Origin of the sequence: Pseudomonas sp. Q12-87, assembly GCF_001269755.1 — a bacterium.
Lineage (GTDB): Bacteria > Pseudomonadota > Gammaproteobacteria > Pseudomonadales > Pseudomonadaceae > Aquipseudomonas > Aquipseudomonas fluorescens_S.
This window is the reverse complement of the sequence record NZ_LHVI01000006.1, coordinates 42376-54236: the sequence shown is the minus strand read 5'-3', so window position 1 is coordinate 54236 and position 11861 is coordinate 42376. Positions and strand designations below refer to the sequence as shown.

The 11861-nt window shown below is 58.1% G+C and carries 11 protein-coding genes and 3 tRNA genes; 2 read left to right on the top strand and 12 right to left on the bottom strand.

Annotated elements, in window-relative coordinates; all coding sequences use genetic code 11:
- Positions 1–24: 24 nt before the first annotated feature.
- Positions 25–873, top strand: coding sequence for a carboxylating nicotinate-nucleotide diphosphorylase (nadC, locus tag AD663_RS03475; protein WP_003177883.1), 849 nt, complete (start codon positions 25–27; stop codon positions 871–873).
- Positions 874–947: 74 nt separating this feature from the next.
- Here the strand turns inward: nadC and AD663_RS03470 are convergent, their stop codons facing one another.
- Positions 948–1253: a DUF6388 family protein gene (locus tag AD663_RS03470; protein WP_053213286.1), complete on the bottom strand. Its 306-nt coding sequence runs from the start codon at positions 1251–1253 to the stop codon at positions 948–950.
- Positions 1254–1554: 301 nt separating this feature from the next.
- Here AD663_RS03470 and AD663_RS03465 point away from each other — a divergent pair, with 301 nt between their 5' ends.
- A complete protein-coding gene (locus AD663_RS03465; protein WP_053213285.1) occupies positions 1555–2100 on the top strand; it encodes a hypothetical protein in 546 nt (181 codons plus the stop codon).
- 9 nt (positions 2101–2109) lie between these two features.
- On the opposite strand, the gene AD663_RS03460 is transcribed toward AD663_RS03465, so the two are convergent.
- The 11 genes from AD663_RS03460 to secG form a co-directional block, all read right to left on the bottom strand.
- Positions 2110–2185 (bottom strand) — tRNA-Thr (locus AD663_RS03460).
- Positions 2186–2310: 125 nt separating this feature from the next.
- The gene (gene pnp / locus AD663_RS03455) at positions 2311–4416 is read right to left on the bottom strand and encodes a polyribonucleotide nucleotidyltransferase (RefSeq protein WP_003177877.1); all 2106 of its coding nucleotides are present in this window, start codon (positions 4414–4416) and stop codon (positions 2311–2313) included.
- A gap of 194 nt (positions 4417–4610) precedes the next feature.
- Positions 4611–4880 carry a 30S ribosomal protein S15 gene (rpsO, locus tag AD663_RS03450; RefSeq protein ID WP_003177875.1) on the bottom strand — a complete coding sequence of 90 codons (270 nt, stop codon included), beginning with the start codon at positions 4878–4880 and terminating at the stop codon, positions 4611–4613.
- 139 nt (positions 4881–5019) lie between these two features.
- On the bottom strand, positions 5020–5937 hold the full coding sequence (gene truB, locus AD663_RS03445) for a tRNA pseudouridine(55) synthase TruB (RefSeq protein ID WP_003177873.1): 918 nt from the start codon (positions 5935–5937) through the stop codon (positions 5020–5022).
- 4 nt (positions 5938–5941) lie between these two features.
- Positions 5942–6343: a 30S ribosome-binding factor RbfA gene (gene rbfA / locus AD663_RS03440; RefSeq protein ID WP_003177871.1), complete on the bottom strand. Its 402-nt coding sequence runs from the start codon at positions 6341–6343 to the stop codon at positions 5942–5944.
- 159 nt (positions 6344–6502) lie between these two features.
- Positions 6503–9025 (bottom strand): translation initiation factor IF-2, encoded by a 2523-nt coding sequence (gene infB / locus AD663_RS03435; protein ID WP_003177870.1) that lies wholly within the window; start codon positions 9023–9025, stop codon positions 6503–6505.
- A gap of 27 nt (positions 9026–9052) precedes the next feature.
- Positions 9053–10534, bottom strand: coding sequence for a transcription termination factor NusA (gene nusA / locus AD663_RS03430; protein ID WP_003177868.1), 1482 nt, complete (start codon positions 10532–10534; stop codon positions 9053–9055).
- Between the two features lie 59 nt (positions 10535–10593).
- The gene (gene rimP / locus AD663_RS03425) at positions 10594–11052 is read right to left on the bottom strand and encodes a ribosome maturation factor RimP (protein WP_013692254.1); all 459 of its coding nucleotides are present in this window, start codon (positions 11050–11052) and stop codon (positions 10594–10596) included.
- 140 nt (positions 11053–11192) lie between these two features.
- Positions 11193–11269: transfer RNA gene (locus AD663_RS03420), tRNA-Met, on the bottom strand.
- Positions 11270–11366: 97 nt separating this feature from the next.
- A tRNA-Leu gene (locus AD663_RS03415) sits at positions 11367–11452 on the bottom strand.
- Between the two features lie 21 nt (positions 11453–11473).
- On the bottom strand, positions 11474–11860 hold the full coding sequence (gene secG / locus AD663_RS28130; RefSeq protein ID WP_003177862.1) for a preprotein translocase subunit SecG: 387 nt from the start codon (positions 11858–11860) through the stop codon (positions 11474–11476).
- Position 11861 lies beyond the last annotated feature (1 nt).

Genomic DNA, 11861 nt, shown 5'->3' with positions numbered 1-11861 from the left:
GCCACTTTGTTTGTGGAGCCCGTTATGCCGAATCTACGTCTCGCCGATCTGACCGCCGAAATCGAAGCCAACGTGCGCCGTGCGTTGCTGGAAGACATCGGCAGCGGCGACATCACCGCGCAACTGATCCCTGCCGAACGCCTGGCAAAGGCCACCATCATTACCCGCGATGCCGCGATCATCAGCGGCACGGCGTGGGTCGATGCCGTGTTCCGGCAACTGGATCCGCGCGTCGCGGTGCATTGGCAAGTGCGTGACGGCGAGCGGGTGAGCCCCGACCAGGCGTTATTCCACCTGGAAGGCCCGGCTCGCTCGCTGCTGACCGGCGAACGCAGTGCGCTGAATTTCCTGCAGATGCTCTCGGGCGTGGCCACGCGGGCCCGCTACCTGGCGGACTTTGTCGCCGGCACCCAGGTCAAGCTGCTGGACACCCGCAAGACCCTGCCTGGGTTGCGCCTGGCCCAGAAATACGCCGTCACCTGCGGCGGCTGCCATAACCACCGCATCGGCTTGTACGATGCGTTCCTGATCAAGGAAAACCATATCGCAGCCTGCGGCGGGATCGCCCAGGCCATCGCCGCCGCCCACAAGATCGCCCCCGGCAAGCCGGTGGAAGTCGAAGTGGAAAGCCTGGCGGAATTGAAAGAAGCGCTGGCAGCCAACGCCGACATCATCATGCTCGACGAACTGAGCCTGGACGATATGCGCGAAGCCGTGCGCCTGAATAGCGGCAAGGCGAAGCTGGAGGCCAGCGGCGGCATCAACGAAAGCACGTTGCGGCCAATAGCCGAGACCGGAGTGGACTACATCTCGATCGGTGCGATGACCAAGGATGTGAAGGCGGTGGACCTGTCGATGCGACTCAGTCTCTGAGCAGCGTCAAGCCCCAAGCTGCAAGCTTCAAGCCGCTCCGTGCTTGTCTTGCAGCTTGTAGCTTGTAGCTGCTCTTAAACTACAAGATTGTTCATCTCGCAGTACTCATCCCATTCCACACCCAACACCTCGGCCGCCTCTTTGTGCAACGCAAGGCGCTGCGCCTCGAATTCTTCAGGCGTGCTGGTGTACTTGAGCGTCAATTCCCAAGGCTGCAGCCCCTGGGCTTCGGCCTCATCTTCGAATGCCCATTGGATCTGGTCTTTTTGATCGTCGGCGGGCAAGTCCTTGATCTCTTCCAGCAACTGGGGTGCATCCAGTACGTATTTTTTCAGCGCTTCTTCGTGCCTGGCTTCTTGGGTCAATGCTTTAACGGTCATGGCGTTCTCGCTGATCTGGGGAATGGAAGATGGATCTGGATCATCAAGGATCTCTCTGACGCAGAAAACCGTGTGAAGCCCGGTTTACCTGGCCTTCAGAACCATTCGGGGATCATCTGAAAACTGCTGGGCGATGCACATGCAGGCACTGAATATAGGATGTTTTGCTGACGATTTACACGGCTCTTTACATCTATCCCACAAAAAAACATACGTAAAAGAAGCCGAGGCCCCGGGAACAACTGTCAGAACAACCAGTCATAGCGATGTGCCATATCAGCACTTCACAAGGAACCCAGTGATGCGCAGCTTTTCGAAACGTTCGTCGACCCGGCTTGCTACCGTGACCTTCCTTCTAGGCAACCTGACTTTGATCGGCGCTGCTCAAGCAGCTGTCGAAGTCATCTCCGACTTTCCGCTCTTTTCCGACACCATTCCTGCCCTTCGCTACTCAAATGACAAGTACACACTCGTCAACACCAACGTCAGTGTCACAGCGTTGGAAAAACTGCCAAAGGCCGTGGAGGATAATGCCTCCGAACTGGAAAACCAGAAGCGCACACTCAGCGATCAGGCACGCCTAATTGAGGAGTTCAAGCGCAATAGTGGTTCCAGCTCCTCCTCCAGCAGCAAGGAGATTGAGGATCTCAAGCGCACTGTCAAGGAACAGGAACGCGATCTGAACGACCTGGGCAAACAAGTGGAAGAACTCAAGCGCAACAGCGGCTCCAGTTCAAGCTCGAACAACAACGAGATTTCTTCCCTGAAACGGGAGCTCAGCGATCAGGATCGCGAGATGGATCAGCTCAAGCGTACGGTCGAAGAACTGAGCAGGAAGGTGAAATAACGAGGGAGATGGTGCCCGAGACAGGAATCGAACCTGCGACCTTCGCGTTACGAGTGCGCTGCTCTACCGGCTGAGCTACACGGGCGGTGGGCTAAACCTAGCACTGACCTTGGGGGCAGGCAACCTGCGGCACGGTGATTTCGTGCACACAGCAAAACGCCCCGAACCAGTCGGGGCGTTTGCTTGTACAACAGCTAAGCGAGGGGGTAATTAAACGCCCGATGCCTTGGCTGCTGCGACGTCCTTGATGGACAGCTTGATACGGCCGCGGTTGTCCACGTCCAGTACCAACACTTCCACTTCCTGGCCTTCCTTCAGGATGTCGGTCACTTTCTCGACACGAGCATCGCTCAGCATGGAGATGTGAACCAGACCATCCTTGCCTGGCAGGATGTTGACGAACGCACCGAAGTCGACGATGCGTTCAACCTTGCCGACGTAGATCTTGCCGATTTCGGCTTCTGCGGTGATGCCCAGGACGCGCTGGCGTGCTGCTTCTGCCGCTTCCTTGGTTTCGCCGAAGATCTTGATCGAACCGTCGTCTTCGATGTCGATCGAAGCCTTGGTTTCTTCGCAGATCGCACGGATGGTCGCGCCGCCTTTACCGATGACATCACGGATTTTGTCGGTGTCGATCTTCATCGCGATCATGGTCGGAGCGTTTTCCGACAGTTCGGTGCGAGACTGACCAATGATCTGGTTCATCTGGCCGAGGATGTTCAGGCGCGCTTCCAGGGCTTGGCCCAGGGCGATCTCCATGATTTCTTCGGTGATGCCCTTGATCTTGATGTCCATCTGCAGTGCGGTGACGCCTTTGGCGGTACCGGCCACTTTGAAGTCCATGTCGCCCAGGTGGTCTTCGTCACCCAGGATGTCGGTCAGGACGGCGAATTTCTCGCCTTCTTTCACCAGGCCCATGGCGATACCGGCAACCGGCGCCTTCATCGGCACACCGGCGTCCATCAGGGCCAGGGAAGCGCCGCAGACCGAAGCCATCGAGCTCGAACCGTTGGACTCGGTGATTTCCGATACCACGCGAATGGTGTATGGGAACACGTCAGCGGCCGGCAGCATGGCCTGGACCGAACGACGGGCCAGACGGCCGTGGCCGATTTCGCGGCGACCGGCGCCACCCATGCGGCCACACTCGCCCACCGAGAACGGAGGGAAGTTGTAGTGCAGCATGAACGGGTCTTTCTTTTCGCCTTCCAGGGTGTCCAGCAGTTGCGCGTCACGGGCGGTGCCCAGTGTTGCAACGACCAGCGCCTGGGTTTCGCCACGGGTGAACAAAGCCGAACCGTGGGTCTTTGGCAGGACGCCGACTTCGATGTTCAGCGGACGTACGGTGCGGGTGTCGCGACCGTCGATACGTGGCTTGCCGTTGACGATGTTTTCGCGAACGGTGCGGTATTCGATCTCGCCGAAAGCAGCTTTGACTTCAGCGGCAGATGGCTGGCCTTCTTCACCGGACAGCTTGGCAACGACCTGGTCTTTCAACTCACCCAGGCGTGCATAACGGTCGGCCTTGATGGTGATGGTGTAGGCCTGGGAGATCGCTTCGCCGAACTCGGCACGGATCGCGCCCAGCAGTGCGGTGGCTTCTGGCTGTGGAGCCCAGGTCCAGGTTGGCTTGGCAGCTTCGGCAGCCAGTTCTTTGACAGCGTTGATCACGACCTGGAACTCGTCGTGAGCAAACAGGACGGCGCCCAGCATCTGGTCTTCGGTCAGCTCTTTGGCTTCCGATTCAACCATCAATACGGCTTCCGAGGTACCGGCAACGACCATGTCCAGGCTCGAAGCTTTCAGTTGCTCGTAGGTCGGGTTCAGCAGGTAGCCGGTGCTTTCGTGGAACGCGACGCGGGCAGCGCCGATCGGGCCATCGAAAGGAATACCGGAGATTGCCAGCGCAGCCGAGGTACCGATCATCGCAGCGATGTCCGGATCGGTTTTCTTGCTGGTGGAAACGACGGTGCAGACAACCTGCACTTCGTTCATGAAACCTTCTGGAAACAGCGGACGGATCGGACGGTCGATCAGTCGGGAAGTCAGGGTTTCTTTCTCGGAAGGACGGCCTTCGCGCTTGAAGAAACCGCCAGGGATCTTACCGGCAGCGTAAGTCTTTTCCTGGTAGTGAACAGACAGAGGGAAGAAGCCCTTGCCTGGATCGGCTTGCTTGGCACCAACAACGGTCACCAATACGCTGACGTCGTCGTCAACGGTGACCAGCACTGCGCCGGAAGCCTGACGGGCGATACGGCCTGTCTCGAGGGTAACGGTCGATTGACCGAACTGGAATTTTTTAATGACCGGGTTCACGGTGTCCTACCTTCTTTGTGGCTCTTGGGGAACTTGTCTTCTTGCGAAATTCTTGGGCAATGTCGGGAATCGGCCCAACCCTTGTCCAGGGCAAAACGTGTATCCAGATAAAACTTGAGGCTGGGAGCCTGCCATGGGCCGGCGGGAATCCCACCGGCACACGGCAAACAACCAACCTCTAGCGCAATCGCTTATTAGCGACGCAGACCCAGGCGACCGATCAGAGTCTGATAACGACCCAGATCCTTGCCTTTCAGGTAGTCCAGCAGCTTACGGCGCTGGTTTACCATGCGGATCAGACCACGACGGGAGTGGTGATCTTTACCGTTGGCCTTGAAGTGACCTTGCAGCTTGTTGATGTTGTGGGTCAGCAGTGCAACTTGCACTTCTGGCGAACCAGTGTCACCAACAGCTTGCTGGTAGTCAGCTACGATTTGTGCTTTTTCTTGAACGTCGAGAGCCATGAGGCAATCCTTCTATCAGGAAACCACCCAGGGGCGGTTTCAACAGGCCAGGGACAAATCCCTGTATCTAAAAATGAGTAGTGACCATGCCTGTTAACAGCCACACTCGCCAACCTGCTGTTACGCAGGCTGGTTCCGGTCATTCTGACCGAATCAGTCGACGCGGCGCGATCCGCCCGTCTTCGCTCACTTCACCGATACCGATGAAGCGACCATTGTGATCCTGCACCCGTACCATGCCGAACTTCGGCGCATCCGGGGCGCGTACCGGCTGGCCGTTGAGCCAGTAGAACGCGCTGTGTTCCGAGAATTGCAGCAACGGCCAATCCAGCAATCCGCTGTCCGACGGCATCAGGAAACGGTCGACCGCTTCGTTGCCGCCTTCGGCGTGTACCGCTTCGAGTTCTTCCAGCGTGACCGTCTGGGCCAACGTGAAAGGCCCGGCCTGGGTCCGTCGCAATTGAGCCACGTACGCGCCACAGCCGAGCTGCTCGCCGATATCCTCCACCAGGGTCCGGATATAGGTGCCCTTGCTGCAATCTACGGCGAGCCGTGCAGTATTACCGTCAAAGGCCAGTAATTCCAAGCGCGCAATAGTAACAGAACGCGGTTCACGCTCCACTACTTCGCCTGCACGAGCCAACTTGTACAAGGGCTGGCCATCACGCTTGAGGGCAGAGTACATCGGCGGTATCTGGCTGATTTGCCCACGAAAACGCGGCAATACAGCCTCGACATCCGCCTGACCAACGGTCACCGGACGCTCCAGCAAAACCTCACCCTCGGCGTCCGCCGTGGTGGTGGTCTTGCCCAGTTGCGCCAGGGTTTCATAACCCTTGTCGGAATCGAGCAGGTATTGCGAGAACTTGGTCGCTTCGCCGAAGCACAACGGCAACACACCGGTGGCCAGCGGATCGAGGCTGCCGGTGTGACCGGCCTTTTCAGCGTTGAGCAGCCAGCGAACCTTCTGCAACGCCGCGTTGGAGGTGAATCCCAACGGTTTGTCGAGCAGGATGATACCGCTGACGTTACGACGGATACGTTTGACCTGAGCCACCGATTTACTCCTTGGTGTCTTCGGGTTCAGCCGCAACCGGGTGCTGGCTGTCTTCAGCCACGGCGCGCTCGATCAACGCCGACAGATGCGCTCCTCGCACGACGCTTTCGTCGTAATGGAAGTGCAGCTGTGGAACGCTGCGCAGCTTCATCTCACGGGCCAGCTGCATGCGCAGGAAGCCGGCAGCCGAATTGAGCACCTTGATGCTCTGGGCGATTTCCTCGGCGCTGTCCTGGCCCATCACGGTGATGAAGATCTTGGCGTGACCGACGTCACGACTGACTTCCACTGCGGTGATGGTGACCAAGCCGACGCGCGGGTCTTTGACTTCGCGACGGATCAGTTGGGCCAGCTCGCGCTGCATCTGATCGCCGATTCGTTGGGTACGGCTATATTCTTTTGCCATGTCTTGTTACCTGTTACTGCCCCACGGCGAAACCCGCAAGGTCTGAAAGCGGCAAACGCCCGGCCTGGCAAAAGCCAGACCGGGCGCTGCGTTTAGAGTCCGCCAGCCAGGCAGCGCATGTTCATGCAACTTCCCGACGCGGCTCTTGAAGTGCGCGAGTTAGAGGCTGCGAGCAACCTGAACCTTCTCGAAGACTTCGATCTTGTCGCCGACCTTGACGTCGTTGTAGCTCTTGACGCCAATACCGCATTCCATGCCGGCACGAACTTCGGAAGCGTCATCCTTGAAGCGACGCAGCGATTCCAGCTCGCCTTCGAAGATAACGATGTCTTCGCGCAGTACACGGATCGGACGGTTACGGTGAACAACACCTTCGATCACCATGCAACCGGCGATGGCACCGAACTTCGGCGAACGGAACACGTCGCGAACTTCGGCCACGCCCAGGATGTTCTCCCGCACGTCGCTGCCCAACATACCGGTCAAAGCTTTCTTGACGTCTTCGATGATGTCGTAGATCACGTTGTAGTAACGCATGTCCAGGCCTTCCTGCTCGACGATCTTGCGAGCGCCGGCATCGGCACGCACGTTGAAGCCGAACAGTACAGCGTTGGAAGCCAGTGCCAGGTTGGCGTCGGATTCGGTGATACCACCGACACCGCCACCGACCACGCGCACTTGCACTTCGTCGTTACCCAGGCCGTTCAAGGCGCCGTTCAACGCTTCGAGCGAACCACGGACGTCGGATTTGAGGACGATGTTGAGCGTCTTCTTCTCTTCCTGGCCCATGTTCTCGAAGATGTTTTCCAGCTTGCCGGCGTGAGCGCGAGCCAGTTTGACTTCGCGGAACTTGCCTTGACGGAACAGAGCCACTTCACGGGCTTTCTTCTCGTCAGCCACAACGCTCATCTCGTCGCCAGCGTCCGGGGTACCGTCCAGGCCGAGGATCTCGACCGGGATAGCCGGACCGGCTTCCTTGATTGGCTTGCCGTTCTCGTCGAGCATGGCACGCACACGGCCGTAGTTCGAACCGACCAGCACCATGTCGCCTTGACGCAGGGTACCGTCTTGAACCAGGACCGTTGCAACCGGGCCACGGCCTTTGTCGAGACGGGACTCAACAACCACACCACGGCCAGGAGCCGAAGGTGTAGCGGTCAACTCCAGAACCTCGGCTTGCAGCAGAACGGCTTCGAGCAGTTCGTCGACGCCGGTACCCATTTTCGCGGAGACCGGAACGAATGGAGTGTCGCCGCCCCACTCTTCGGAAGTCACGCCGTGAACCGACAATTCGCTACGGATGCGATCGAGGTCGGCACCCGGCTTGTCGATCTTGTTCACCGCAACCACCAGCGGCACGCCAGCTGCCTTGGCATGCTGGACCGCTTCGATGGTTTGCGGCATCACGCCGTCGTCCGCTGCGACCACCAGGATCACAATGTCGGTCGCCTTGGCACCACGGGCACGCATCGCGGTAAACGCGGCGTGACCCGGGGTGTCGAGGAACGTCACCATGCCGCGGTCGGTTTCAACGTGGTAGGCGCCGATGTGCTGGGTAATACCGCCAGCCTCACCTGCCGCAACCTTGGCACGACGGATATAATCGAGCAGGGAAGTTTTACCGTGGTCAACGTGGCCCATTACGGTCACGACCGGCGCACGGGAAACCGCCTCGCCTTCAAACTTCAGGGACTCGGCCAGGGAATCTTCCAGGGCCGTGTCGCTGACCAGGGTCACTTTGTGGCCCAGCTCTTCAGCAACCAGTTGGGCAGTTTCCTGATCCAGTACCTGGTTGATGGTGGCTGGCGTGCCCAGCTTGAACATGAACTTGATGATTTCAGCAGCCTTGACCGACATCTGCTGGGCCAGATCGCCCACAGTGATGGTCTCGCCGATCTTCACTTCACGCACGACCGGGCCGGTTGGGCTCTGGAAACCGTGAGCGTTGCGTTTCTTCAGCTTGGCCTTGCCACGACCGCCGCGACGGAAGCCATCGCTCTCTTCATCGGTAGTACGTGGCGCAACACGTGGTGCCGGCGCCTTTTCCTTGACCGAAGCACGATGAGGAGCGTTTTTGCGCTCGCCATCGCTGCTGCCACGACGGTTGTCGTCGGCACGTGGCTTATCGGGACGACGCTGTTCATCGCGTTTACGGGCATCAGCCACAGGTGCAGGCGCTGGCGCCTGGACCGGAGCGCTTTCGCGAACAGGCTCGGCCGCCGCGGCAGGTGCCGCAACAGCTTCGGCCGGAGCGGATGGCGCAGCAGCAGGCTGGCGACGCGCTTCTTCTTCGGCGCGACGCTTGGCTTCTTCTTCAGCCTTCTGACGTGCAGCATTTTCTACTGCGCGACGTTCTTCCAGTTCACGTTTGCGCTCGGCTTCGATTTCTTCCGGGCTGCGCTGTACGAAGACTTTCTTCTTGCGGACTTCAACGCTGATGCTCTTGCTACCGGCAACACGCAGGGTGCTGGTGGTTTTACGCTGCAGAGTGATCTTGCGTGGTTCTTCCACTTTCGCCTTGTGACTGCTCTTCAAGTGAGTCAGCAGGGACTGCTTCTCACTGTCGGTCACATGTTCCTCGGCGGCGGTGTGCGGCAGACCTGCCTCACGCATCTGCTGCAACAGGCGCTCTACCGGTGTTTTGACCTCATCGGCCAGTTGTTTCACCGTGACTTGCGTCATGCACTTCTCTCCTCAGGCCGCGCCTAATTACTCGAACCAGTGGGCTCGGGCGGCCATGATCAACTTGCCGGCACGATCATCGTCAATGCCGTCGATGTCGAGCAGGTCGTCAATAGACTGCTCGGCCAGGTCTTCGCGGGTAATTACGCCGCGCACCGCCAGTTCCATCGCCAAATCCTTGTCCATGCCCTCAAGCGAGAGCAGGTCTTCGGCCGGATGGGCGTCTGCCAGCTTTTCCTCAGTAGCGATGGCTTTGGTCAACAAACGATCCTTGGCCCGAGCGCGAAGCTCGTTGACGATTTCCTCGTCAAAGCCGTCGATGTTGAGCATTTCCTCCACCGGTACGTAGGCAATCTCTTCCAGGCTGGTAAAGCCTTCATCCACCAGCACCTGCGCCAGTTCTTCATCGACTTCAAGCTCTTCGATGAAGTTGCGCAGGATGTCGCCGGTTTCAGCTTGCTGCTTAGCCTGGATGTCCGATTCGGTCATCACGTTCAAGGTCCAACCAGTCAATTGGCTGGCCAGACGCACGTTCTGACCACCGCGACCAATGGCCTGAGCGAGATTGTCTGCGCCTACGGCGATGTCCATGGCATGGGCATCTTCGTCGACGATAATTGCCGCCACTTCAGCAGGCGACATGGCATTGATCACGAACTGAGCCGGGTTGTCGTCCCACAGGACGATGTCCACGCGCTCGCCGCCCAACTCGCCGGATACGGCCTGGACACGCGAACCACGCATGCCGATGCAGGCACCTTGCGGGTCGATGCGTTTGTCCTTGGAGCGGACCGCGATCTTGGCACGCGAACCCGGATCACGGGAGGCGGCCATTACTTCGATCAGGCCTTCAGCAATTTCCGGCACTTCGATGCGGAACAACTCGATCAGCATTTCCGGCGCGGTACGCGACAGGATCAGCTGCGGGCCGCGGTTCTCGGTGCGGATTTCCTTGAGCAGCGCACGCAGGCGCACGCCGACCCGGAAAGTTTCGCGGGAAATGATGTCTTCACGAGCCAGCAACGCTTCGGCGTTGTTGCCCAAGTCGACGATCACGTTGTCGCGGGTGACTTTTTTCACGGTGCCGGAGATGATTTCGCCCAGGCGCTCGCGATATGCGTCGACCACCTGTGCACGCTCGGCCTCTCGAACTTTCTGCACAATGACCTGCTTGGCAGTCTGTGCAGCGATGCGACCGAATTCGATGGACTCGATTTTCTCTTCGACTACGTCTCCAACCTTGGCGCCAGGATGCGTCTCTGCAACCTTGCTCGGCCAGGTTTCGATAGCCGGATCGTCCAGGTCGGCTTCCTCGACCACCGTCCAGCGACGGAAAGTCTCATAGGCACCCGTGTGACGATTGATTTCCACACGCAAATCAACTTCGTCTTCGAACCGCTTCTTGGTAGCAGTGGCCAGGGCCAGCTCCAGCGCTTCAAAAATAACGTTAGCCGGTACGCCCTTTTCATTGGATACCGACTCAACAACCAGCAGTACTTCTTTGCTCATCGTACGCCTCGCCTTTCGCAAGCCATTGGATCCGCGGGATCCGCAGTATCTGGCACGTATCAGTCAAAACTGGGAATAATGTTGGCCTTGTCGATCATATCGATCGGCAACAGGAACTCATGGTCATCTACCTGCACCACGACGTCCTGCTCTTCTACACCGCGCAGAAGGCCTTGAAAGTTGCGTCGACCTTCGAAGGGCGAGCGCAGCTTGATCTTCACTTGTTCACCGGCAAACGAAGCGAACTGTTCAAGGGTGAACAGAGGGCGTTCCATGCCAGGCGAGGAAACTTCAAGGGTGTATTCGGAGGTGATTGGATCTTCAACATCCAACACACCGCTGATCTGACGGCTGACGATGGCGCAATCGTCCACCAACACGCCGCCTTCCTTATCGATATAAACGCGCAACAGTGAGTGGCGACCTTGAGCCGAAAACTCAATACCCCAGCATTCATAGCCAAGGGCCACGACCACCGGGGCCAACAAGGCCTGCAACTGTTCTAGCTTGCTCGACACCTGAACCCCCTCGTGCATGTTTGTGCATGCTGTGCAAATAAAAAAAAATGGGCGAATCGCCCATCCCTGAAACGCCGTCGAACAGCGGCGTTATAAAGTGTCCAGCTAACAAAAAGCCCCTTGGAAGGGGCCCCTGAAACTGGTTGCGGGAGCCGGATTTGAACCGACGACCTTCGGGTTATGAGCCCGACGAGCTACCAGACTGCTCCATCCCGCGACAAAGCTGGGGCGGAAGTATACGACCGATCCATTACAGGGTCAATGTAACCCTTCCACCTACAAGAAAGCCCGCAATTGCGGGCTCTCCTGATAATTGGTACCGAGAAGGGGACTCGAACCCCTACACCCTATGGGCACAACCACCTCAAGGTTGCGTGTCTACCAATTCCACCACCTCGGCAATACAGCGTTTGAAACCTTCTTACTTCTGCTCTTGAGCTGGAGGCACGTCAGTCGCCGGGTTGGCCGACTTTTGCTCTTGAAGCACCGGGACATCATCAGAAGCCGGTTGTTGTTGCTTGGGCGCTTCCAGTACCGCTGGGTTTGGCAAACCTACTTGAGTCAGCTCATGAGCTTTCTCTTTAGCAAAGTAACCTAACCCTAAGCTGGTCATGAAGAAACCGGCGGCAAGTATAGCAGTAAACTTACTAAGAAAGGTAGAGGAACCTTGGCTTCCGAATACAGTATTTGAAGCACCTGCACCGAAAGACGCGCCAGCATCCGCACCTTTACCCTGCTGCAGCAATACGAGAGCAACTACGCCCAGTGCACCCAGCAGATGAAAAACGACTACGACTGTTTCCAGCATT

Coding starts and splice junctions, on each gene's coding strand:
- nadC (WP_003177883.1), top strand. CDS start 25: ATGCCGAATCTACGTCTCGCCGATCTGACCGCCGAAATCGAAGCCAAC.
- rbfA (WP_003177871.1), bottom strand. CDS start 6,343: ATGGCAAAAGAATATAGCCGTACCCAACGAATCGGCGATCAGATGCAG.
- AD663_RS03465 (WP_053213285.1), top strand. CDS start 1,555: ATGCGCAGCTTTTCGAAACGTTCGTCGACCCGGCTTGCTACCGTGACC.
- infB (WP_003177870.1), bottom strand. CDS start 9,025: ATGACGCAAGTCACGGTGAAACAACTGGCCGATGAGGTCAAAACACCG.
- secG (WP_003177862.1), bottom strand. CDS start 11,860: ATGCTGGAAACAGTCGTAGTCGTTTTTCATCTGCTGGGTGCACTGGGC.
- nusA (WP_003177868.1), bottom strand. CDS start 10,534: ATGAGCAAAGAAGTACTGCTGGTTGTTGAGTCGGTATCCAATGAAAAG.
- rpsO (WP_003177875.1), bottom strand. CDS start 4,880: ATGGCTCTCGACGTTCAAGAAAAAGCACAAATCGTAGCTGACTACCAG.
- AD663_RS03470 (WP_053213286.1), bottom strand. CDS start 1,253: ATGACCGTTAAAGCATTGACCCAAGAAGCCAGGCACGAAGAAGCGCTG.